We start from the raw sequence: 22,639 nt of genomic DNA on the forward strand, positions 1-22,639 counted from the left end.
ATGAGCCCGCCCTGAGCGCCGGCAAATCCGGCGCTCAGGGCCTGCTCCCGCATTCAGGCCCGTGCCTTCTCTATAAGGGGCGCGGGCATTTTCTCAAGAACCGGCTGTTGATGGAGCTCACGGTCATGAATGTCCTGGATCGCATATTGGATCGGGCCCGCCTGTCGCCCCAGTGCATTGTGCTTTGCGAAGGCGAAGACCTGCGCGTACTTCAGGCGGCCGCGCGAGCCGACGGCGACCGGACCGCCCGGATAAAAATGGTCGGCAACCGGGCCGCCATCACGGCGCTGGCTGCGGCGCATAACGTTGATCTTGGCCAGATCGAGCTGATCGAACCGGGCAGTTCGCCGCTGTTGCCGGAAATCACTCAGGCTTTGCTGGAACTGCGGCACAAGCGCGGCATGACACAGGAACAGGCAGGGAAAGCGGCCCTGGAACCACTGACCTTTGCGGCGCTCATGGTGCGCCTGGGCCATGCCGACGGCTCGGTGGCCGGAGCCGCGCATACCACTGCCGACGTCGTGCGCAACGCAATTCAATTGATAGGCGCAAAAGCCGATGCAAAGCTGGTATCGAGCTTTTTCATCATGCTGCGCGAAGAACCTTTTCATGCAACGACAAACGCCATGATTTTTTCCGATTGCGGCCTGGTCATCAACCCGAACGAACAGGAGTTGGCGGAAATCGCGCTCGCCGCCGCCGACAGCGCCCGGCGATTGCTGGATACAGAGCCCAAGGTGGCCATGCTTTCGTTTTCGACCCACGGCAGCGCACACCATCATGATGTCCAGAAAGTCAGTCATGCAACGGCTCTGGTCCGGGAGCGCGCTCCGTCCTTGGCAATCGATGGCGAGGTGCAACTCGATGCGGCGATCGTGCCGGAAATCGCTGCCCGAAAGATACCCGACTCAAGGATCAACGGACAGGCCAATGTATTGATTTTCCCCAATCTGGATGCAGCCAATATTGGCTACAAGCTGACCGAAAGGCTGGGCCATGCCACAGCCATAGGCCCACTGCTGCAGGGGCTGAACAAGCCCGCCAATGATCTGTCGCGCGGCTGTAGCGCGAACGACGTCTATAACGTGATCGCCGTAACCAGCGTACAGGCGCAAACGGCTAACGCCGATGGCGACCGCTGAGCAGTTGCACGAATTCGTCGAATACCCGATTGTCCAGGCGTTCGGACAAATCGATCGCCAGTGACCGCGGATAGTAGGGACTGAGATCCAGGCCGACACCCATGCCGTAAATTTCAATGGACTGCTGCTGCGTGTAGCGGGCAATCACCGCTTTCAGATGATTGTCCAGATAGAAGGCATCATTGGCCAGGTTGGTCGCGCTATCCATGGGGCAGCCATCCGACAGCACCACCAATATCCGGCGCTGCCGGTCGTGTTCCAGCAGGCGCTGGCATGCCCACTCGACGGCCTCGCCATCGACTCCTTCACGAAACAGATCGGCCTTCAGCAGTGCCCCCAGCGGACGCCGCGCGCGGCGCCACGGCGTTTCCGCCTTTTTGAAAACCAAGTGGCGCACCTCGTTGAGCCGGCCGGGAGCCGCCGGGCGCCCTTGGGCGAACCAGTCCTGCCGCGCACGCCCGCCATTCCAGGTCGAAGTGGTAAAACCCAGTATCTCGGTTGCGACGCCGGCCTGCTCGAGCGCGCGCATCAGCACATCGGCCATCACGGCAATTGGCTCCACATGCTGCTTCATGGACCCGGAACAATCGATCAGGAAGCTGACCGCGCTGTCGGAAACCGGCAAGTACTGATCGCGGCGAAACAGGCGCCGCTCGCTGGGCGAACTGATCAGCTGCGCCAGGCGGCGGCCGTCGATAACGCCTTCTTCTTCACCAAAACGCCAGCCGTCGCGCTGCGGCTGAGCCAGAATTGCCTGTAAAGAACGCGACAAACGGGCCACATTGACCCCCTGCTCCGCGATGCGGCGATCAAGCCGTTCGCGATACTCCTGCAACAGGGCCGCCCGCACCAGATCCGGCGCATACAACTCCTCATCGTAGCGAGTCGTGAAGGCCCGATAATGCCCTCGGCTCGCGCGGAAGGTAGCGCTGTCGCCAGTCGGTACTGTGGCGAAATCCTCGATTTCGTCCTGCTCGAAATCGAGCCACAGGCTGAACGCATTCTGCCGTGCCGACACCGCCGGCGGACTATCTTCGTATTCGCTCTCGACACGCAAGGCAATGTCGCGAGCGATCTCCAGCGCATGGACGGCAAAGCGGGCCTGGTCGCGACGATGCCGGCGGATCCCGGCAAAAGCACTGCCCAGCGCCGGCGCCAGTGCCGCGCGGGTGGGCTCGAGCAAATCCTGTACGGGCTCGGGCAGCTCATGCGCCGTGAGTCGGCTCCAGACGATCTGCGATACGGCAAAAAGCAATATGCCCAAGCTGGTTTCCGTCGAACCTGAATTCAGGAAAGCTTCGCTCCAGGTACGATACCGGCGCTCCAGGTTATCCCGCATTCCAGGCAATGCTTCCGGCACCAGAGATTCCACGCGCAGCTGTTCAAGCCACTCGAAAATCAGCCGCGCAACCGGCTCGGTGGGAACCAGCGTTTCATGTAAAAGGGCATCGGAAAATTGCAGGCGCAGGGCCAGGCCGTCGGCCACTCCCCGATAAGAGCTCAAGGTATCGATATCGGGATTCAGGCGCAAGTGCGGCGCATAAGCCGGCACGGGCCGCTGAGCGTCGTACAGCCGGCCTCCTTCGAAATGCGCCTGCGCTTTGCCCGTCAGGGCCCGCAATGCCGCGGCACACAGCTCTTCGACCTGTTGCTGATAGCGCGATCGTTGCCGAAGCTCGCCCATGGCCCCTACCTCAGGGCATGCAGACTCGATTCGAGAATCTCGTCGTTGAAACTGCGTTGGTAATACTCGGCCACGATGGGGCGCTCGACCTCTTCGCATTTGTTCAGGAACGACAGGCGAAACGCCAGTTCGACATCGCCGAAAATCTGCAGGTTCTCGGCCCAGGTAATGACCGTTCGCGGCGACATCAGCGTGGACAGGTCGCCCACCTCGAAACCTTTGCGGGTCAGCGCAGCCACACTCACCATGGCGGCGACCAGGCGCCTCCCCCGTTCCGTGTCCAGTTCGGGCACCCGGGCAAGAACTATGGCCACTTCTTCGTGAGCGCCGAGGTAATTCAGGGTTGCGACAATATTCCAGCGGTCGATCTGGGCGTGATTAAGCACTTGAGTGCCATGGTACATGCCGTTCAGATTGCCCAGGCCCACCGTGTTGGAGGTCGCAAACAGACGGAAATAAGGATGGGGCTGTATAACGCGGTTTTGATCCAGGAGGGTAAAACTGCCTTCACGCTCGAGGATGCGCTGGATCACGAACATGACGTCGGGCCTGCCCGCATCGTATTCGTCGAAAATCAGGGCGACCGGCCGCTGCAGGGCCCACGGCACGATGCCTTCCTGAAATTCGGTAATCTGCAGGCCGTCGCGCACCACAATAGCGTCTTTACCCACCAGATCCAGACGGCTGATGTGGCCGTCCAGGTTCACGCGCACGCAGGGCCAATTCAAACGAGCGGCGATTTGCTCGATATGGGTGGACTTTCCCGTGCCGTGCAAACCCTGCACCATCACGCGCCGATTGCGGGAGAATCCAGCCAGAATCGCCAGCGTTACATCATGATTGAATCGATAGACCGGATCTATCTCGGGGACATGTTCGTCGCGCTCGACAAAGGCCGGGACTTCAATACGCGTATCCAGGCCGAACAAGGCTTGAGCCGAAACAGAATGAACCGGCGGCAGCGTTAATGAGTGGGCCTCGGACATAAGAAATTCCTGAATAAGCTAAACGTTCTCGCCATTGGCCGCTTCGATTGCCGCCAAGGACCTTGCGGCCCGCTGCAAAGCCGGCAGGCTTTGCAAGGACTTCTCGGCCGTCATGCGCATAATGGGCGCCTGTATCGCAACAGCCATGTTCGATTTACCGCTGGCGACCGGCACCAGCACCGCCACGCACAGCAGCCCCGGGAAAAACTCTTCGTCGTCCACCGCATAGCCATCGCGGCGCACCCGCTCGATTTCGCTGTCGAGATGATCGTAGGTAATCAGCGTCTTGTCGGTATATTTGGTCAAGGGCACATGCGCCAGCAGACGACGGCGCTGCAATTGCGTCATTTGCGCCAGAAACAGCTTGCCGCTGGCCGAGCAGTGCACCGGTACCCGCGAACCCGGGTGCAGGTAAAAACGCAGTGGCGCAATGGTTTCTACGCGATCGAGATACAGCACCTCGCTGCCGGAACATGTCGTGATGTTGCAACTCTCGCCAACTTCCTCGACCAATTGACGCAGCACCGAATGACGCGCACCATGAACGGTGTTGTTGAGCAACAAATTTTCAGCCATTCGACGCAAACGCAAGCCGGTACTGTATTGACGCCCATCGCCATCGCGCTGGATCATTCCCGCGCCTTCAAGCTGCTGCAGCATGCGATGCAAAGTAGGCTTGGGCAAGCCCAGTTCCTCGACCAGGCTTTGCAAAGAAAAAAACTGATCTTTCTGTGCAATAACCTCGAGCAAGGCGAACAAGCGCATGGTCGGGGTATTACCATCGATTTTGTTCTCGTCGATAATAGAGGTATTCGCAGTGTCCATAAGCTGAATCTCAAAAATAGGAATAAATTGTACCGTTTTTTAGAATTTAATATTGACTTAAAGGCATAGAACGCCTAAATTTTACAAAAATCCAACATATCGGAACTAATTATGCGGTGTTTTCGGGAATTCGACTGTATCCAAACAGGCGAACCCAAATCGCGGCAGGTGTATTGCAAATGAAAATAGGTGTTGCGGGAGCAGGCTTGCTGGGCCGCCTGCTTGCTTATGTGCTCTCTCGGCAGGGCCACGAGCTTAGTGTTTTCGATCCCGCCAGTGGCCCCGATGCCAGGGGAGCAGCCGGATGGACCGCAGCAGGCATGCTCAGTCCCACCGCCGAGCTCGAATCGGCCGATATCAATGTCTTCAACCACGGCCTGCGCTCGATCGAGCGCTGGGCAGAAATCATTCCCTCCCTGCGACGACACGCCTCGTTCGACCGGGCCGGCAGCCTGCTGCTGGCCCACCGGCACGACGTGGGGGCAGCTCGCCGCATGATTGACCTGCTGATGCAAAAGGCGCCCGAGCAGCACCGGCCGCAAGCCTTGCCCATGCAAGAACTTGCCCGGCTTGAACCAGACATACAAGGGCCGTCGCAAGCCTGGCTGCTGCCCCATGAAGGGCACCTGAATACCGTCGAAGCCATGCAAGCGCTATATGCCTCGGCCGACGCCGTGCATTGGCACTGGAACAGCAGGGTAGCCTCTCTTTCGGCCTACACCTTGCACACGTCGAGCCAGGACTACCGCTTCGACTGGGTGTTCGATGTGCGCGGTACGGGCGCGCGCGGCGATGCTCCCGCCGGGCCGGCCAAGCTGCTGTCGTGCAGAAACGTCAGGGGCGTGCGCGGTGAAATTTTCTGGCTGCACGCGCCTAACGTACAATTACACCGTCCCATCCGCCTGCTGCATCCCCGCCATCGCGTCTATATGGTTCCGCGATCGGACAATGTGATTGTTGTCGGCGCCTCGGAACTCGAAAGCGAAGACCGGTCTCCGGTATCCTTGCGCAGCACAGTCGAACTGCTGGCCGCGGCCCACAGCGTCATGCCAGCCCTGGCCGAAGCACGCGTGGTGCACAGTGAAACCAATCTGCGCCCGGCCCTGATCGATAATCTGCCGCGCATCGAACATGAAACCGGGCTGACACGCATCAATGGCCTGTTCCGGCATGGCTGGCTGATTGCCCCGGCCCTGGTCGACGATGCGCTGGCCGAGCTGAATTTTGAAGCGTAACCTTATAGAGTCAACTGTGAGCACTATCCGCATTACCGTCAATGGCGCCGAACACACCATCGCCCGGGAGTCGACACTCGCAGAGCTGCTGAACGCTCTGCGCCCTTCTCCCGATGAGCGCCACACGCCTGTCGCCAGCGCCGTCAACGGCAGGCACGTCGCCAGGCAGGCTCGTGCCAGCCTGGTTCTGAACGACCAGGACGTCGTCACCACCTTCGAACCCATTACCGGAGGCTAGACATGTCTTTTGAAATTGCCGATATCACACTGTCCAGCCGATTTTTTCTAGGTACGGCCGGCTATCCGTCGCCGCTCATACTCGAACAGGCCATTCAGGCCTCCGGAGCCCAGGTCGTTACCGTGGGGCTCAAGCGCCAATTGGCCGAAGGCAGCGGCAAGCCTGTGTCGAACGTCCAGGGTCAGGGGTACTTCGAACTCATCAGGCAAAGCGGCGCGCGCCTGCTGCCCAATACGGCGGGCTGCCATACCGCCGCCGAAGCCATCACACTGGCCCAGATGGCGCGGGAAGTTTTCGATACCAATTGGATCAAGCTGGAAGTCATAGGCGACAGCTACACCCTGCAGCCGGACCCCGTCGAACTGGTGCATGCCGCCGCCGAGCTGGTCAAGCAGGGTTTTGAAGTCTTTCCCTACTGCACCGACGACCTGGTCACCTGCTATCGCCTGCTCGATGCGGGCTGCCGCGTGCTCATGCCCTGGGGGGCCCCGATCGGCTCCGGCCAGGGTCTGATCAACCCCTACGCCTTGCGCACCCTGCGCGAGCGCATCACCGACGTTCCTCTCATTGTCGATGCCGGTATCGGCTCTCCCATGGATGCCATTCAGGCCATGGAGCTGGGGTTCGACGCGGTGCTGTTGAACTCGGCGGTCTCCAATGCGCACAACCCGGTCCTCATGGCCGAGGCCTTCAAGCTCGCCATCGATGCCGGACACAAGGCCTATCAGGCCGGTATTATGGCCGAACAGGACATGGCCGTTGCCACCACGCCGGTAACAGGCAGGCCTTTTGTGCTGGCCTGACCGACGCCCTGCGCTTGCAAAAGCGTAGCCAGTGCGGCATGAGTATAAAAAAAACCGCTATGGGCTAATAGTAGCCCCATAGCGGTTTTCTCCGGCCCTGCCCGGGCCGATTCTTCAAGCCCTACGCGGCTTCGCGCGACATGCGACGCCGATCCTGGTCTGTCAGATAACGTTTGCGCAGGCGTATCGACTTGGGAGTCACTTCGACCAGCTCATCGTCGCTGATGAACTCGACCGCGTATTCCAGCGTAATGCGGATGGGCGGCACCAGATCGATATGCTCGTCTTTACCCGAAGCGCGCACATTGGTGAGCTTTTTTTCCTTGATCGGATTGACCACCAGATCATTGTCGCGGCTATGGATGCCGATAATCATGCCCTCGTACAAGGGCTCGCCCGGAGCGACGAACATGCGGCCACGCTCCTGCAATTTCCAGAGCGCATAGGCAACCGCGGCGCCGTCGTCCTGGCTGATGAGCACTCCATTGCGGCGTTCGCCCACTCCACCTTCGCGCACCGGCGCGTAATCGTCGAAAATGTGGCTGGCCAGCCCCGTGCCGCGAGTGAGCGTCAGGAACTCGCTCTGGAAACCGATCAGGCCACGGGCCGGTATGCGGTACTCGAGGCGGGTGCGGCCACGGCCATCGGCGGCCATGTCCTGCAGATCGCCCTTGCGCCGGCCCAGTTCTTCCATGACCCCGCCCTGGTGGCCGTCCTCGACGTCGACCGTCAACAGCTCATAGGGTTCGAGGCGCACGCCGTCCACTTCCTTGAAAACGACTCGCGGGCGCGATACGGCCAACTCGTAGCCCTCGCGGCGCATGTTTTCAAGCAAGATGGTCAGATGCAATTCGCCACGGCCGGATACTTCGAACACTTTGTCGTCATCGGTGTCTTTCACGCGCAAGGCAACATTGGATTTGAGTTCCCTGTCGAGACGATCGCGCAACTGGCGGCTGGTCACGAACTTGCCTTCGCGGCCGGCCAGCGGCGAGGTATTGACCATGAAGTTCATGGTCAGCGTCGGCTCGTCGATGCGCAGCATCGGCAATGGTTCCGGATTGGCAGGATCCATGAGCGTGCATCCGATTCCGATATCTTCGATGCCGTTGATCAGCACGATATCGCCGGCCTCGGCCACATCGACCAGTTCGCGTTCCAGCCCCTTGAACTTGAGGACCTGGTTGACACGCCCCTTGATGATGTCGCCCTCGGGACCGAATTTGACCACGACATCCTGCGCGGGACGGATGCGGCCGCGATTGATGCGGCCCACGCCTATCTTGCCCACGTAGCTGCTGTAATCGAGCGAGATGATCTGCAACTGGAACGAACCTTCGGCATCATCTTCGCGCTGCGGCACATATTCGAGTATGGCGTCGAACAAGGGCCGCATATCGCCCTCGCGCACGTCCGGCGTCAAGCCCGCATAACCCGACAGGCCCGACGCATAGATCACAGGAAAATCCAGCTGCTCTTCGGTAGCGCCAAGCTTGTCGAACAAATCGAACGTGGCGTTGACCACATGCTCTGGGCGCGCTCCATTGCGATCCACCTTGTTGACCACTACGATAGGCTTCAAGCCCAGCGCCAGCGCCTTGCGCGTCACAAAGCGGGTTTGAGGCATAGGCCCTTCGACCGCATCGACCAGCAGCAATACGCCGTCGACCATGGACAGGACCCGTTCCACTTCGCCGCCGAAGTCCGCGTGCCCCGGAGTATCGATGATATTGATGTGCGTGCCTTCGTATTCGACGGCACAGTTTTTAGCCAGGATGGTAATACCGCGTTCTCGCTCAATGTCGCCCGAATCCATGATGCGTTCGGATACTTGTTGATAGTCGCGGAAAGTGCCTGATTGGCGTAACAACTGATCGACCAGCGTGGTTTTGCCATGATCGACGTGAGCGATAATCGCCACATTGCGCAAAGCGCGATTCATAATTCATCCTTTTGTGTAAGGGTTGCAGGCAACAAGCCGGCAGGCAAGGCATTGAGTGCAATTAAAGTGTTTTGGGGTGTGGGCATGGCCTGCAATGCTTCAAGAGCAACCGCATCGTCCAACGAAAACGACCCCACCTGCGTGCGGCGCAATGCAGTCAGGTGAGCACCACAACCGAGCTGGCGACCAATGTCTTGTGCCAAGGTCCGGATGTAGGTGCCTTTACTGCAATGAACCGCAAGATGGGCTTCATGCCCGGTAAAACTCAAAATTTCCAGTTTGTAAATCGTTACTTTCCGAGCCGGCCGATCCAGCTCGATGCCTAGTCGCGCATATTCGTACAGCGGCTTGCCGTCGCGCTTCAGGGCGGAATACATAGGCGGGACCTGTTCGATCTCGCCGCGAAAGGCAGGCAGAACCCGCTCCAGATCGTCTCTTGCAATTCCCGGAAACGGCGCAATGGCCTGAAACACAATATTGCCGGTCAAATCGCCCGAATCGGTTTCTTCGCCGAAGCGGATCGTTGCGTGATACACCTTGTCGGCATTGAGCATGGCGGCCGATATCTTGGTGGCCCGACCCAGGCAACACACCAGCAGGCCCGTTGCAAAAGGATCGAGCGTACCGGTGTGGCCGGCCTTTTTGGCATCCAGCGCCCGCTTGGCTCTTTGCAAGGCGTGATTGCTGGACAAACCTTCCGGTTTATCCAGCAACAAGACACCATCGAGCACCTGCCCGCGTCGGGAAGCCATCGTTTATCAACCTGAACAAAAACGACAGCCCCTCTAGGGCTGTTCGTCGGGATCTTCGAGATCCGAAGGAGCTGGGGAATAAGCAGCCGGACGATTCGCCCGATCAATCAGCTGGGACAACTCAATGCCCCGCGCCAGCTGATCGTCATGCATAAAACGCAGGGTCGGCACCGTATGAATATGCAAAAGCTTGAACAGCAAGGAATGCAGCCAGCCGGCTTTTTCATTGAGCGCGGCACTGGCCGCCTCGGGCTCGGCCCCCATCACAGTGAAGTACACCTTGGCGTGAGCATAATCGGCCGACAGGTCCACGCCGGTGAGCGTAATAAGTCCGGCACGCGAAATGTCGATTTCGCGCTGGATGAGGCTGGCCAGATCTTTCTGGATCTGGTCAGCCAGCCGCGTAATGCGGCCCGGATTAGGTTTGGACTTGTGGCGGCTCATGATTACAGAGTCCGGGCAATTTCTTTGATTTCAAAGATTTCAAGCTGGTCGCCGACCTCGATGTCGTTATTGCCCTTGAGGGTAATACCGCAATCAAAGCCCGACTTCACTTCCTTGACATCGTCTTTGAAACGACGCAAGGATTCAAGCCAGCCCGACCAGTGAACCACATTATTGCGCAGCAGGCGTACCTGCGAATCGCGGCGCACTACGCCATCGGTGACCATGCAGCCCGCAATATTGCCGATACGCGAAATGGTATAGACCTCGCGAATCTCGACCATCCCGATAATCTCTTCTTTTTTCTCGGGGGCCAGCATGCCCGACATGGCCTTGCGCACGTCGTCGACCGCATCGTAAATAATGTTGTAGTAGCGCAGGTCGATGCCATTGTGATCGGCCAGCCTCTTGGCGCTTTGCTCGGCGCGCACGTTAAAGCCAATGATTACCGCATTGGACGCAATAGCCAGGTTGACATCGCTTTCAGAGATGCCGCCGACTGCCGCATGCACCACCTGGACACGAACCTCTTCGGTGGACAGCTTGACCAGCGAAGAGACCAGCGCTTCCTGCGAGCCTTGAACATCGGTCTTGACAATAAGTTCCAGGGTCTGCGCGCCTTCGCCAATGTTTTCGAACATCGACTCGAGCTTGGCGGCCTGCTGGCGCGCCAGCTTGACATCGCGGAACTTGCCCTGACGGAACAAGGCGATTTCCCGCGCCTTGCGCTCGTCGACCATGGCAATCAATTCGTCGCCCGCCGCGGGAACCTCTGTGAGGCCCTGGATCTCAACGGGTATGGATGGACCGGCGCTGGTAATCGGCTTGCCGTTTTCGTTAAGCATGGCACGTACGCGGCCGAAGCTGGCGCCCGCCAGCACGGCGTCGCCGCGAGACAAGGTTCCGCTTTGCACCAGAATCGTCGCCACCGGTCCGCGCCCCTTGTCGAGGCGCGCCTCGATGACAATACCCTTGGCCGGCGCATCGACTGGCGCCCGGAGTTCGAGCATTTCGGCTTGCAACAACACATTTTCAAGCAGATCGTCTATGCCATCGCCGGTTTTGGCCGACACCGCAACGAACGGCACATCACCGCCATATTCTTCCGGCACAACCTGCTCGGCCACCAGTTCCTGCTTGACGCGATCGGCATTGGCATCGGGCTTGTCGATCTTGTTGATCGCAACCACCAGCGGAACGCCGGCGGCTCTGGCGTGATGTATGGCTTCTTTGGTTTGCGGCATGACGCCGTCGTCGGCGGCGACCACCAGGATGACGATGTCGGTTGCCTTGGTGCCGCGTGCGCGCATCGCCGTAAATGCTTCATGGCCCGGGGTATCGAGGAAGGTCACCATGCCGCGGTTGGTCTTGACGTTATAAGCGCCAATATGCTGCGTAATGCCGCCGGCCTCGCCGGAAGCGACTTTGGTGCGGCGTATGTAATCGAGCAAAGACGTCTTGCCGTGGTCGACGTGGCCCATTACCGTCACGACTGGAGCGCGCGGCAAGGCCTCGGCTTCGCTCTGCTCGCCTTCGTTCAGATCCAGGAAGGCCTCGGGGTCGTCCAGCTTGGCAGCGATGGCTACGTGGCCGAGTTCCTCGACCACAATCATGGCCGTTTCCTGATCGAGCACTTGGTTGATGGTGACCATCTGGCCAAGCTTCATGAGATGCTTGATGACTTCGGCGGCCTTGACCGACATTTTGTGGGCCAGGTCGGCCACCGTAATGGTTTCGGGCACATGGACTTCACGGGCGATGAACTCGACGGCCTGCGGTTCTTTGCGCTCGGGTTGGGCATTTCTATTGCGCCCGCCTCGGCCGCCACTACCTTTGCCGCCGGCTTTGCCTCCCGCCGCACGCCAGCCGTCGCGGCTGGGGCTTGCTGGGGGAGTATCGCCTTTTTGAGCAGGCTTTTTACGCCCGCTTTCGTCAGTCCATGAAGACGACACTTCGGAAGCCTTGATGGTTTTCTTGATGCCCGGTGCCGCAGCGCCGGCCTTCGCGTCTTTCTTGCCCGCCACTTTGCCGCCATTGGGCTTGTGCAGGGTACCCGACAAGCCAGCCGCATCGGGCTCTGGAGCCTTCAGGACTTTGCGCGGGCGGTTCAGCATCTGGCTCAAGGCGGCGGCTTCGGCAGCCGCAGCGCGTCGTGCACGATCACGCTCGACATCGTCGGGCTCGGCGGCAACGGCGGCCCCCTTGTGCGTGGACCTCACGCCCTGACGAGGCGAAGCAGACGCTGGCGATTTGCCTGCAGCCTTGGCTTCTTCCGCTTTGTCGGCAGGGTTGTCTTGGGCATCGGCAGTGGACTCGACAGAACCAGTGGCCCCCGACGGCTCATCAACAGCAGCCTGGGCTGTACTTTCGGCCTCGGGCCGCGTTACCTCGGGCTCGGCATCCGTCGGTGCCGGAACGGCTTGTGCCGAGAGAGTGTCCGCGTCCGTAGTACTACCTGTGCCGGCAGGCGCGGCAGCAGCTGTGTCCGATGCCACGGCATCGCCGGCCTCGGAGCGGTCAACGCCAGCGGCATCCGCGGGTTCGCGGGTACCGGCATCTGGACGGCTGTCGTCGGAGTGAGAGTCGGTTTCGCCGGTTTCGACCACAGGCGCGCCTGCCGCCGCCGATACTTCAGCCGCAGCAGGGCTTGCAGCAATCGATTCCGTGTCTGCGGAAATTTCAACAACAGTATCGTCCTCGTCGGCCGCTGCGGCCTTGACCGCCTCGGCAGCCAGCTCGGACGGATCGCGCTTGACGAATACGCGCTTTTTGCGAACCTCGACCTGAATGGTGCGGGAACGGCCCGACCCATCGGCCTGCCGGATCTCGGAGGTCTGCCGGCGAGTCAGGGTAATTTTCTTTCCCTCTGAACCGCCATGAGTGCGACGCAAGGATTCGAGCAGTTTCGCCTTATCGGTGTCGGTGACGGCATCGTCAACCGATTTGAGCTCAACACCTGCCGAACGCAACTGCTCAAGCAGTACGTTTGCAGGCATTTTCAGTTCAACTGCGAACTGGGCGACGGTGTTACTCGACATTCGACTCTCTCTTACTCACTACAGCAATTTCAATAAATACAGCCAGCGCTCACAGCGACTGGGGGCTTCAAGCCTCGTCGTCAAACCAGTGAGCCCGGGCGCGCATGATCATCTCGCTTGCATGCTGTTCGTCCAGGCCGGTGATTTCCGACAATTCATCAGTGGCCAATTCGGCCAGATCGTCCCGCGTATAAACTTCTTTATCCGCCAGCTTGGCGGCCAATTCCGGTGTAATGCCTTCGACTTCCAGCAGATCCTGCGCAGTCTGCACGCGCTCTTCCTGGGCAATCGCCTCGGTCAGCAGCGCATTGCGGGCACGCGTACGCAGTTCGTTGATCGTATCTTCGTCGAACGCTTCGATTTCGAGCAGTTCCTGCAAAGGCACGTATGCGATTTCCTCGAGTCCTGTAAAACCTTCATCGATCAGGATGTCGGCAACTTCTTCGTCGACATCGAGCTTGTTGATAAAGGCCTGGCGCAGGCCAGTACGCTCTTCTTCCTGCCGGTTCTGGCTTTCTTCAGGCGTCATGATGTTGATTTGCCAGCCCGTCAGCTCGGATGCCAGACGCACATTCTGGCCACGGGCACCTATGGCCTTGGGCAGGTTTTCGGCGTCGACCACCACGTCCATGGCATGCTTGTCTTCGTCGACGACAATCGACTCGACATGCGCGGGCGCCAGGGCGCCAATGACAAACTCGGCGGGTTCTTCAGCCCATAGTACGATATCGACCTGCTCGCCGCCAAGTTCGTTGCGCACAGCGGTCACGCGCGAACCACGCATACCGACACACGTGCCTATCGGATCGATACGCTTGTCGTAGGCAATAACGGCGATCTTGGCACGCACGCCCGGGTCGCGGGCAGCCGCCTTGATTTCCAGCAGGCCCTGTTCGATTTCAGGCACTTCATTCTCGAACAATTGGCGGATGAAATCCGGAGAGGTGCGCGACAAAATGACCTGCTGGCCACGTGCGGCATGATCCACCTTCAGGACCCAGGCGCGAATCCGGTCGCCGATCCGCATGTTTTCCTTGGGGATCATTTCGTTGCGCGGCAGCCGGGCTTCGATTTTGCCGGTTTCAATAATGGCATCGCCCTTGTCCATGCGCTTGACGGTACCCGAGATAATCGTTTCGCCACGTTCGAGGAAATCGTTCAGAACCTGTTCACGCTCGGCGTCGCGGATTTTCTGCAAAATGGCCTGCTTGGCCGCCTGGGCGCCTATGCGTCCGAACTCGACGGGCTCGAGAGGCTCTTCGATAAAATCGCCAACCTGGATCCCGGGCGAGATTTCCTGGGCGTCGGAATACATTTCCTGCTGATCCGGCTCCTGCAAGCCTGCATCGTCGGGCACCACCAGCCAGCGGCGATAGCCTTCATGCTCGCCGCTGTTGCGGTCAATTGAAACGCGAATATCGGCGTCTTCCTTGAAGCGCTTTTTCATGGCGGATGCCAATGCGTTTTCAAGCGCACCGAAAACCACTTCCCGCGCTACATTTTTTTCACGCGCTAGGGCGTCAACCAATAAAAGAATTTCGCGACTCATCGCTTTTTACCCTTGAAATCAAGTATGGGATCCAGTTTGGCACGATCGACATCGTCGAGAGTGAAGCTAAGAACCTGGGCGTCACCGCTTTTGGTGTCGAGCTCGAGACCAAAAACAGGAGCATCGGTCGTAACGGTGCTATCGGGCGCACGCAGCAAACCCGCATAAACCTTGCGGTTATCAACCGCCTCGCGCAATTTGATTTCAACGCGCTCGTTTGCAAACCGCAGGAAATCGGCGATGTTCCTTAAAGGACGATCGATGCCAGGCGAGCCGACTTCGAGACGCTTGTAATCGATATTCTCTACCTCGAATACACGCGACAATTGTTTTGAAACCTGCTCGCAATCTTCAATCCGCACACCGTCAGGGCGATCGATCGTAACACGCAGCAGCCCAAGCGGCGCGCGCTCAACATCGACCAGCTCGATATCCATATCGGCCAGTGCCTCTAGTGTCAGTGCGAATATATCTGCCATAAAATCAAAAAAAAATGGGCTGTACGACCAGCCCACTATTGTTATCACGCCGTCTGCGTCGTACCTTCAAGCCTCAAAAAGGCTGTTTCAGGCCAAACGCGCCAGGCGCATTCGAAAATGTGCCGCCATGTTTAGCCAAGCCCCACGAGGGCGCACCACCCGTGGCCATAAAAATAAACATAGCTGTAAAGCCCGCTATTCTAGCAGAAATTTAGAAAAATTCCTGCTATCTCACGAGCTTACACTGAAAAAGCAACACTTGAACGGCTTGTTCGATCTGGAAAATGCGCAAAGACCGCACAAGCAGCGCAGGCGGGGATCAGGGACGGAAATTCCGCCCCCGCCCTCCCATCACCCCCAGATGCGACTCATGCGCCGACGCACTGCGAGGCTGCCAGTCGTCGCCGCGATTCGACGCGGATTTAGCCGCAGGGCCGCCGGAATTACCGGGCCGGGGTTTGCCTGCCTTGGGGTTGCCAGTTCGTTTTCCCGGCTCCGCGGCACGCTTGCCCGGACGCGCTCCAGTCTTCGCCGCACGAGGGCCCTGGGCTTTGCGATTGCCGGACTGCTCGCCATCGGGCCGCGGCCCGCGTGTACGGCCGCCCCCCTTGCGCCGCCCGCCTTCGCCCGCCGGCTTGCTGCCATCCGGATGGCCATTGGCCAGGCCGCCGCTGAACATCAGGCCGGTCCCGTAGGGATCCGAAGGATAGGACTCATTGGCCACGCCTTTGCCTGTCCGGCCCCCCGAAAGCTTGCCACGGCGGCTTACCTTGGCGCCATTGAGGCCATTGCGCTCCATCGTTCCAAAGCCCGGAGGCAAGGCGCTATCGTGCGAATCCGGCTGACGGTGACGATGTTCGCCACGCGCTCCCGGACCATCGGAGTCGTCGTCGCGCAACAGGCCTAGCTGCACCATCAAGGCAGTGACCAGCGTGCTGTCGAGTTCTTCCCAGCGCCCGCGCCGCAAATTGCGGGGCAGGACAACTTCGCCAAAGCGGGTCCGGATCAATCGGCTGACGGTAACGCCCGCGGCCTCGAACATTCGGCGCACCTCGCGATTGCGCCCTTCGTTCAGGGTGGCGCGATACCAACGATTGCTGCCTTCTCCGCCCAGATATTCGAGCGCCCCGAACTGGGCCATCCCGTCGTCGAGCTCTATGCCCTTGACCAGGTTGGCTTGCTGTTCCTCGCCGAGTTCGCCCAGCACCCGGACCGCGTATTCGCGCTCGGCGCCGTAACGGGGGTGCATCAAACGATTGGCCAGATCGCCCGAAGTCGTCAGGATCAGGAGGCCTTCGGTATTCAGGTCGAGGCGTCCTACCGACAGCCATTTGCCCACGCGCATCTTGGGCAGACGGGCGAACACAGTGGCACGGCCATTAGGATCGTCGTGGCTCACGATTTCACCGGCGGGCTTGTGGTACAGAATGATGCGCGGCGGCTTTTTCGCGTTGGGACGAGTCACGGGACGGCCATTGACCCGTACCTGATCGTTGGCCCCGACTCGCTGACCTATATGAGCCGGCTCGCCATTGACCGAGACACGGCCCGCAACGATCAGCTCTTCCATTTCGCGGCGCGAACCCACGCCCGCATCGGCAAGCACCTTGTGCAATTTTGGAGTAACCGCATCGCTATTCAGGTATTTGCTCAGGCGCTGATCCATTTTTTCTGTCTTGTCCAGATAGGCGAGCGCCTGTTCGGCTTCTTTTTCATTACCCGGATTTTCGACATGCGGTTTGGCTTCGGCTTTCTTCCTGGGTTCGGCCCGGGGCTTGCGAGCGCGAGGAGTACGCGGCTCCACAGGCGCATCTGAATTGTTCGCAGCCGAGGCTTCGACCTCTGGCCTGGCGTCGGAATTCTCTGCCGTCGCATCACCTCTGCGGCGCCTAAATGGTGTCCTGAGTTTGCGGCCACGCCCGCGCGGAGCGGCTGACTTTGCCTCGGACGCGCCATCAGGCACCGAATTTGCATTCGCCTCGGCAGGATGGTCGGATTCGGGCTTATCGCTCACAAATGCGTTGTCTTGATTCATTTCAGTCATTTTTTTTAAGTGATTCCGTATCAATCTGGATGTCTGGTAACAGGCTTTCGTGGCCCGACTCAGTAATTGCGGGGATAAGGTCCGAATCGGCGGCAACAGCACTCGCGCCGTCGGCCTCGACCGGTATCGCGACGACGGATGCCTCACCCTCATCGAGAGCAAAAGCGGACTCCTGCTCGGGAGACTCCTGCTCCGGGAAATCGGCCCCCTGCTCCGGGAAATCGGGTTCCTGCATCGGGGAATCAGACTCTTGAACCAACGCCACTTCTTCGAGAGTCAGTCCGGCAAGGGAAACAACCGCTTCCTGCGACTCCAGCGGCGGCAACTCATCGAGCGCCTTAAGACCCAGGTCGTCCAAAAAAGCCCGGGTCGTGCCGAACAGAGCGGGACGGCCAGGCGCATCCCGATACCCAAGAGCCTCGATCCAGCCGCGTTCTTCAAGGGTTTTGACGATTTGCGACGATACCGTTACACCGCGTATATCTTCGATGTCGCCCCGTGTAACCGGCTGGCGCCAGGCGATAATCGCCAGCGTTTCGAGCACCGCGCGTGAATAGCGTGGCGGTTTTTCAGGATTCAGGCGCTCGAGGAATTTCTGCATTTCGGGGCGGCTTTGAAAGCGCCACCCGCTAGCCAGATTAACCAGCTCCAAACCCTTTTCGGCCCAATCAAGCTGCAAAATAGCCAATAGGCGGCGCAACTCATCGTTCGAAACTTCTTCCGCCCCAAACAGCTTTCGCAATTCCGCTAGCGACATGGGCTCATCTGCACATAAAAGCGCAGTTTCCAATATACGAATAATCTCGGATTCAATCATCAATTCAAGAGCACAGGACCTGCCTGCAATTTGCTATAAGTTTCAATAAAGGTTAATATCATTTTCTTCAGACGCGGGGTGGAGCAGTCTGGCAGCTCGTCGGGCTCATAACCCGAAGGTCGTAGGTTCAAATCCTGCCCCCGCAACCAGTTTTACCGACAGGCCGTTTACTTTTTGTGAACGGCCTGTTTTTATTTGCAGCAGGGTATTGTTCAAAAGCGGTTCCAAAAACAGGTCCAAAAGAGGTTTCAAAAGCGGCGCTAAGAACGGCACTAAGGACGGCACTAAAAACCGCTAAGAACGGCTCTAAAAACAGCCCCAAAAGCTTGTCACCGGATTTGCACTGTTTATTCAAAGCCAAAGCGCGCGCACCGAATACCCGGAAAACGATTTCCGACAAACAATTTGCTTGAGATTGGCTGGTTACCCTACTGTTGGAAAACACCAACATTTGGCGAGTCATCATTTCAATTTTTTAACTACTGACGCCGGCTATATCTGTTTAAAAACAAAACACGCTTGAGCCGCTGTGCTTGCGCGAGGCAACACTGGTATATGAAATACATTTATGGCACATGCGCATCGGGCTGCGACATGCCAGCTGTATGCAACAGCATGAAACATGTATCACAGAGGCTGCACACCTGCACCCAAAGAGCTTATAAAGTCCGAGATTTATTGCCGCCAAGAAGAATGCGTGCCCGGAAGTTTACCGAATCGCACCCTGTTGTTTTATTGAAGAGCTTTAACACGGGCTAGCGCTACGGACCGCAGCAACGGCATACGTATTAATAAATACGCGACTGCCCACATTACACCACCTCATAAGACATAGCGCAACCATTACACGCACATAATCGTGCATGGACTCCACGCAAAGCGGCCCGGAACCGGCCGTTACGCCATGGCAACTGCTGGCCTCCCGGCATTCTCCAAGGCCTCAAGGCACAACGGCCTCGTCGCCAGACAGCAGGGCGCGCACTTTTTGCTCGAACGCCGCCACATCGGCATCGCGCAGGACAAACACCAGCGCGGTATCGGGAGCTGCATCGGCGCTGCCTGGCCAGGGTTCGATCGGGTACAACTGCTGATGTACGCCATGAACAATGCTCGGGCCAGCCTCGCCACGGAACCGGATCAAGCCTTTGAATCTCAACAGATCCGCGGCATCAGTTGCCTGCAACAGGCTCATGGCACGCAAAAACTCAGACCGCGCAAGAGATTCAGGGCTCCGCAGGGTCAGCACCCGCACACCGCGATGAGATGGCTCGACGCGGCGTCCCAGGCCTGGCTGCGACCATAAGGCGCCCTTCCCCGCCGAACCCGGCCTTCGCGCACCCATGCTGCTGTTCTGTGAGCTGGCAGCCAGCAATTCGGGCAAACCGGGCAACGCCTGCATGCGATACAAAGACGCGTCGGCATTGATGTCGCGCAGGGCATTTTCAAGTTCCGCAATTTCTTCTGGCCCGGCCAGGTCGGTTTTGCTGAGGACAACAGCATCCGCCAGCACGGCTTGTTGCATGGCCTCGAAATGCCGCCCCAATTGCTGCCGCCCGAACACGCCGTCAACCACTGCAATGCAGCCGTCATAAACGTACCGCTCGTTCAGAAAACGCTCGTACCGCAGGGTATACATGACGGGCGCCGGATCGGCCACCCCTGTCGTTTCGATCAGTACGCGGGTCAAGGCCGGAATTTTTTTTTGCAAGGCAGCCATGAATAAATCACGCAGCGCCGTCACCAGTTCCCCGCGCACGCCGCAACATACACAACCCGATTCAAGCAAGACCACATTGTCGTTAATGTGTTTGAAGAGCTTGTGATCCAGGCCGACATCGCCAATTTCGTTGACAATCACAGCCGTCCGACTCGCCTCGGGTGTGTCCAAAACACGATTCAGGAGCGTGGTTTTGCCGCTCCCCAAAAAGCCTGTCACAACCGTTACCGGAATTCGCCCGCTCATAAAATTCTGCACCTGGATTCGTTCTTTCATTTCCCGGCGGTCGCTGGACTAAAATCTGCACTGGCCCAGCATGCCGGGCCGGCAATACCAGCCCCCGCAAGCACTGCTTCCTATTATCGAGCTTCTCGTTTTGACCGCCTCCTTTTCTCTTGTTCACAGCCTGAAAGATATTAACGCCGATCAGTGGAATCGCCTGGCCGGCGGCCACCCCCTGGTACGCCATGAATTCCTGCTGGCCCTGGACGAGGCCCGGTGCGCCGTTCCCGAAACCGGCTGGGCACCACATTACCTGCTTTTGCATCGCGGCTCGGCACTGGCCGGAGCCATGCCTTTGTACCTGAAATCCCACTCAAGAGGCGAGTATGTGTTCGATGCCATCTGGGCCCAGGCATTTGCGCAACATCGGCTTGCATACTATCCCAAGCTTCTCGGCGCAATCCCGTTCACCCCTGTACCCGGACCGCGCCTGCTGGCCGCCGCCCACGCCGATCGTCTGCTGCTGGCGCAACAGGCTATCGAATTGACACGGCAAAACGAGCTTTCTTCCCTGCACATACTGTTTCCACATGAAGCCGATTGCGCCGCACTGAAAGAAGCCGGGTTCATGTTCCGTGAAAATGTTCAATTTCACTGGTTCAATCAGGAGTATCGAAGCTTCGACGATTTTCTGGCCTGCCTGAGCCAACCCAAGCGCAAAAAAATCAAGCAGGATAGAAAAAAAGCCCTTGAAGCAGGCGTACGCTTTCGCTGGCTGCAGGGAAGCGAAATCGACGAAAAAGCGCTATCCTTTTTTTTCAAATGCTACTGCCGCACTTATATCGAGCACGGCAACGCTCCGTATTTGAATTTCGATTTTTTTTCCAGGCTGCACGAACACATGGCTGACCGGCTGGTCGTCGTCCTGGCGGAACAAAACGGTGTTCCCATCGCCTCGGCCCTGAACATCAGGGGCGACAATGCCCTATATGGCCGTTATTGGGGCAGCACTCAATTTATTTCGGGCCTGCATTTCGAAACCTGCTATGTGCAGGCAATCGAATTTTGCATACACCACGGAATCGCGGTTTTCGAAGGAGGGGCCCAAGGCGAACACAAATTGTCGCGCGGCATGCTCCCGGTAAAAACCTGGTCGGCCCACTGGATACGCGATGCCCGCTACGCGCACGCGATAGCCGATTTCCTGGAGCGTGAAACCCCTGCCATCACCGGCTATATCGACGAACTGCACGAACACAGCCCATTCAAAGCCAGCAAAGCCAAGCCCAGCCTATAACTACCAGACCACGAAGAACAGCACCCAGGAGATGCAGAACGGAACCAGGCCCAGCGCAACAACCGCTGTGGCGCTCAGACGCTGCCATACATGGACGCTACGCAAGCCAGCCAGGCGCCAAACCAGGCGCATGCTCCACAACAAAGCCAGGCTGAGCAATGCAAACCGAACCCCCGTCGCCCAGCTTGTGGAAATCCCCTCATTCTTCAACAGGGTCAGAGTGGTGGCCGAAAGGCCCAGGAATACGCCCGCGCCGCCCGCCGGAATCAGACCTTGCGCCAGTTTGTGCACACTATCGCGCCCCAGTTGGAACCCGGCCCTGGATTTTGAACCGCCCCGCCGATCCGTTTCCCGAACCCGTGGCAACACGCGGTCGGCCAGCCACAGGGCAATGTAGATAGGGCCGCCCACCACAATGGTGGCGCCAAGAATAAACACCAGGATTCCCGCACCATCGAGCCAGGTAAAGCTGTCGTTGACATCGGGATAATGGGTCAAAATGAACCAGGGCGCATTTCCCGCCAAAGGCCAATAAATATCGTGATTCACCAGCCACGTTGCGCTGGCCTGCTTGAGCGTCACGAACCAGGGACTGGCGCTCCATAAAAAAGCCCCCACCGCCAGCCCCATCAGGCCGAATACGATAAGCGCGGTTTGCCAGCTATCGCCCGTAGTCACATGAACGATCTCGGCCTCCGGAGAGCGCGCAGTCAGATGCACCGCTCCGCGATAATCGCTGCACCGGCCGCACATATGGCAATCGCCGGCTCCTTTCATGTGCCGCAACGGCACCAATGGAGCGCAATTGATGGCCGCGGTGCGCCGTTGCGGCTTGCGCCAGGCGTCTTCATCCACCTTGTAGTGCCATGGAGCAAGCTTGGCCAGCAGATTGAACACGCCATTGACCGGGCACAGATACTTGCACCAGACGCGCTTGTTGCGGCCATACAGCCACCCCACGACCATTGCGCCGGCCGTCGAACCGCCCAGAACCGCCAGCACGGCCCATGGATACTGATAAACGCTCACCAGTTGGCCATATACCGTCGTCAGGGCAAAGGCTACAAATGGCCAACCTCCCCAGCGCATCCATTTTGGAATGGCATGGCCGCGGCCATGCTCGCTGGCCCATTCGGTGAGCATGCCTTCGGGACAGAACAAGCCGCACCAGGCGCGGCCGAACAGAGGGATGGAGACCAGGACGAAAGGCCACCAGATACCCCAGAATGCAAACTGCGCAAAGATGGTCAGGTTATTGAATATCGACGCCGTGCGTCCCGGCAAAGGCAGAACGGCCGGAACAATCAACAAAAACAGATAAACGGCGACGATCACCCATTGCATCCGCCGCAAAAAGGAGGCATGGTCGCGTAAGAAATCGGCAACTTTCGTTGTTGCCCGGCGCAAAGCGATGGCCATGAAGAA

18 protein-coding genes, 1 tRNA gene and 1 pseudogene are annotated in these 22,639 nt (G+C 58.7%); 6 read left to right on the forward strand and 14 right to left on the reverse strand.

What is annotated here, in order from left to right:
• The first annotated feature begins 125 nt into the window (after positions 1-125).
• Positions 126-1,142: a phosphate acetyltransferase gene (gene pta / locus LSG25_RS08800; protein WP_232744285.1), complete on the forward strand. Its 1,017-nt coding sequence runs from the start codon at positions 126-128 to the stop codon at positions 1,140-1,142.
• On the opposite strand, the gene LSG25_RS08805 is transcribed toward pta, so the two are convergent.
• The 3 genes from LSG25_RS08805 to LSG25_RS08815 are packed head-to-tail and all read right to left on the reverse strand — an operon-like array spanning position 1,120 to position 4,637.
• Positions 1,120-2,826, reverse strand: coding sequence for a cobalt chelatase (locus LSG25_RS08805; RefSeq protein WP_232744286.1), 1,707 nt, complete (start codon positions 2,824-2,826; stop codon positions 1,120-1,122). The two genes, pta and LSG25_RS08805, sit on opposite strands and share 23 nt — an antisense overlap.
• Before the next feature lie 5 nt (positions 2,827-2,831).
• Complete coding sequence (locus LSG25_RS08810; RefSeq protein WP_232744287.1) at positions 2,832-3,812, reverse strand: AAA family ATPase; 981 nt, start codon at positions 3,810-3,812, stop codon at positions 2,832-2,834.
• Positions 3,813-3,830: 18 nt separating this feature from the next.
• Complete coding sequence (locus tag LSG25_RS08815) at positions 3,831-4,637, reverse strand: IclR family transcriptional regulator (RefSeq protein ID WP_232744288.1); 807 nt, start codon at positions 4,635-4,637, stop codon at positions 3,831-3,833.
• Between the two features lie 179 nt (positions 4,638-4,816).
• Between LSG25_RS08815 and LSG25_RS08820 the strand changes: the two genes are divergently transcribed.
• From LSG25_RS08820 to LSG25_RS08830, 3 genes are read left to right on the forward strand one after another with little or no spacing between them, the layout of a single operon-like run.
• Positions 4,817-5,872 (forward strand): FAD-dependent oxidoreductase, encoded by a 1,056-nt coding sequence (locus LSG25_RS08820; RefSeq protein WP_232744289.1) that lies wholly within the window; start codon positions 4,817-4,819, stop codon positions 5,870-5,872.
• Positions 5,873-5,888: 16 nt separating this feature from the next.
• Positions 5,889-6,110 carry a sulfur carrier protein ThiS gene (locus LSG25_RS08825; RefSeq protein WP_232744290.1) on the forward strand — a complete coding sequence of 74 codons (222 nt, stop codon included), beginning with the start codon at positions 5,889-5,891 and terminating at the stop codon, positions 6,108-6,110.
• 2 nt (positions 6,111-6,112) lie between these two features.
• Positions 6,113-6,913, forward strand: a complete 801-nt coding sequence (locus LSG25_RS08830) for a thiazole synthase (RefSeq protein WP_232744291.1) — start codon at positions 6,113-6,115, stop codon at positions 6,911-6,913.
• Positions 6,914-7,034: 121 nt separating this feature from the next.
• Here LSG25_RS08830 and typA read toward each other — a convergent pair whose 3' ends face one another.
• From typA to scpB, 8 genes and pseudogenes are all read right to left on the reverse strand, one after another.
• On the reverse strand, positions 7,035-8,855 hold the full coding sequence (gene typA / locus LSG25_RS08835; RefSeq protein ID WP_232744292.1) for a translational GTPase TypA: 1,821 nt from the start codon (positions 8,853-8,855) through the stop codon (positions 7,035-7,037).
• On the reverse strand, positions 8,852-9,607 hold the full coding sequence (gene truB, locus LSG25_RS08840) for a tRNA pseudouridine(55) synthase TruB (RefSeq protein WP_232744293.1): 756 nt from the start codon (positions 9,605-9,607) through the stop codon (positions 8,852-8,854). Before truB ends, typA begins: the two co-directional genes overlap by 4 nt.
• 33 nt (positions 9,608-9,640) lie before the next feature.
• Positions 9,641-10,051: a 30S ribosome-binding factor RbfA gene (gene rbfA / locus LSG25_RS08845; RefSeq protein ID WP_232744294.1), complete on the reverse strand. Its 411-nt coding sequence runs from the start codon at positions 10,049-10,051 to the stop codon at positions 9,641-9,643.
• Between the two features lie 2 nt (positions 10,052-10,053).
• Positions 10,054-13,089, reverse strand: a complete 3,036-nt coding sequence (infB, locus tag LSG25_RS08850) for a translation initiation factor IF-2 (protein WP_232744295.1) — start codon at positions 13,087-13,089, stop codon at positions 10,054-10,056.
• Between the two features lie 67 nt (positions 13,090-13,156).
• On the reverse strand, positions 13,157-14,638 hold the full coding sequence (gene nusA, locus LSG25_RS08855; protein ID WP_232744296.1) for a transcription termination factor NusA: 1,482 nt from the start codon (positions 14,636-14,638) through the stop codon (positions 13,157-13,159).
• The gene (gene rimP / locus LSG25_RS08860; protein ID WP_232744297.1) at positions 14,635-15,117 is read right to left on the reverse strand and encodes a ribosome maturation factor RimP; all 483 of its coding nucleotides are present in this window, start codon (positions 15,115-15,117) and stop codon (positions 14,635-14,637) included. Before rimP ends, nusA begins: the two co-directional genes overlap by 4 nt.
• A gap of 319 nt (positions 15,118-15,436) precedes the next feature.
• Positions 15,437-17,152, reverse strand: a complete 1,716-nt coding sequence (locus LSG25_RS08865) for a pseudouridine synthase (protein ID WP_232744625.1) — start codon at positions 17,150-17,152, stop codon at positions 15,437-15,439.
• Positions 17,153-17,431: 279 nt separating this feature from the next.
• Positions 17,432-17,978, reverse strand: a pseudogene (gene scpB, locus LSG25_RS08870) (SMC-Scp complex subunit ScpB); the annotation flags it as partial.
• A gap of 72 nt (positions 17,979-18,050) precedes the next feature.
• Here scpB and LSG25_RS08875 point away from each other — a divergent pair.
• Positions 18,051-18,127: transfer RNA gene (locus LSG25_RS08875), tRNA-Met, on the forward strand.
• Here the strand turns inward: LSG25_RS08875 and LSG25_RS08880 are convergent.
• Positions 18,106-18,444 carry a hypothetical protein gene (locus LSG25_RS08880; protein WP_232744299.1) on the reverse strand — a complete coding sequence of 113 codons (339 nt, stop codon included), beginning with the start codon at positions 18,442-18,444 and terminating at the stop codon, positions 18,106-18,108. The genes LSG25_RS08875 and LSG25_RS08880 overlap by 22 nt on opposite strands.
• 474 nt (positions 18,445-18,918) lie before the next feature.
• A complete protein-coding gene (locus tag LSG25_RS08885) occupies positions 18,919-19,941 on the reverse strand; it encodes a GTP-binding protein (protein ID WP_232744300.1) in 1,023 nt (340 codons plus the stop codon).
• 130 nt (positions 19,942-20,071) lie between these two features.
• Between LSG25_RS08885 and LSG25_RS08890 the strand changes: the two genes are divergently transcribed.
• The gene (locus tag LSG25_RS08890) at positions 20,072-21,214 is read left to right on the forward strand and encodes a GNAT family N-acetyltransferase (RefSeq protein ID WP_232744301.1); all 1,143 of its coding nucleotides are present in this window, start codon (positions 20,072-20,074) and stop codon (positions 21,212-21,214) included.
• Here LSG25_RS08890 and LSG25_RS08895 read toward each other — a convergent pair whose 3' ends face one another.
• Positions 21,215-22,633 carry a 4Fe-4S binding protein gene (locus LSG25_RS08895; RefSeq protein ID WP_232744302.1) on the reverse strand — a complete coding sequence of 473 codons (1,419 nt, stop codon included), beginning with the start codon at positions 22,631-22,633 and terminating at the stop codon, positions 21,215-21,217.
• Positions 22,634-22,639 lie beyond the last annotated feature (6 nt).

This window comes from Paralcaligenes sp. KSB-10 (assembly GCF_021266465.1).
GTDB lineage: Bacteria > Pseudomonadota > Gammaproteobacteria > Burkholderiales > Burkholderiaceae_B.

Excerpts from the sequence above, each read along its gene's own strand:
- LSG25_RS08815 (WP_232744288.1), bottom strand. The coding sequence starts at position 4,637 with ATGGACACTGCGAATACCTCTATTATCGACGAGAACAAAATCGATGGT.
- nusA (WP_232744296.1), bottom strand. The coding sequence starts at position 14,638 with ATGAGTCGCGAAATTCTTTTATTGGTTGACGCCCTAGCGCGTGAAAAA.
- LSG25_RS08830 (WP_232744291.1), top strand. The coding sequence starts at position 6,113 with ATGTCTTTTGAAATTGCCGATATCACACTGTCCAGCCGATTTTTTCTA.
- truB (WP_232744293.1), bottom strand. The coding sequence starts at position 9,607 with ATGGCTTCCCGACGCGGGCAGGTGCTCGATGGTGTCTTGTTGCTGGAT.
- rimP (WP_232744297.1), bottom strand. The coding sequence starts at position 15,117 with ATGGCAGATATATTCGCACTGACACTAGAGGCACTGGCCGATATGGAT.
- LSG25_RS08810 (WP_232744287.1), bottom strand. The coding sequence starts at position 3,812 with ATGTCCGAGGCCCACTCATTAACGCTGCCGCCGGTTCATTCTGTTTCG.
- LSG25_RS08880 (WP_232744299.1), bottom strand. The coding sequence starts at position 18,444 with ATGATGACTCGCCAAATGTTGGTGTTTTCCAACAGTAGGGTAACCAGC.
- LSG25_RS08865 (WP_232744625.1), bottom strand. The coding sequence starts at position 17,152 with ATGAATCAAGACAACGCATTTGTGAGCGATAAGCCCGAATCCGACCAT.
- LSG25_RS08885 (WP_232744300.1), bottom strand. The coding sequence starts at position 19,941 with ATGAGCGGGCGAATTCCGGTAACGGTTGTGACAGGCTTTTTGGGGAGC.
- LSG25_RS08820 (WP_232744289.1), top strand. The coding sequence starts at position 4,817 with ATGAAAATAGGTGTTGCGGGAGCAGGCTTGCTGGGCCGCCTGCTTGCT.
- pta (WP_232744285.1), top strand. The coding sequence starts at position 126 with ATGAATGTCCTGGATCGCATATTGGATCGGGCCCGCCTGTCGCCCCAG.
- infB (WP_232744295.1), bottom strand. The coding sequence starts at position 13,089 with ATGTCGAGTAACACCGTCGCCCAGTTCGCAGTTGAACTGAAAATGCCT.
- LSG25_RS08895 (WP_232744302.1), bottom strand. The coding sequence starts at position 22,633 with ATGGCCATCGCTTTGCGCCGGGCAACAACGAAAGTTGCCGATTTCTTA.
- LSG25_RS08805 (WP_232744286.1), bottom strand. The coding sequence starts at position 2,826 with ATGGGCGAGCTTCGGCAACGATCGCGCTATCAGCAACAGGTCGAAGAG.
- typA (WP_232744292.1), bottom strand. The coding sequence starts at position 8,855 with ATGAATCGCGCTTTGCGCAATGTGGCGATTATCGCTCACGTCGATCAT.
- rbfA (WP_232744294.1), bottom strand. The coding sequence starts at position 10,051 with ATGAGCCGCCACAAGTCCAAACCTAATCCGGGCCGCATTACGCGGCTG.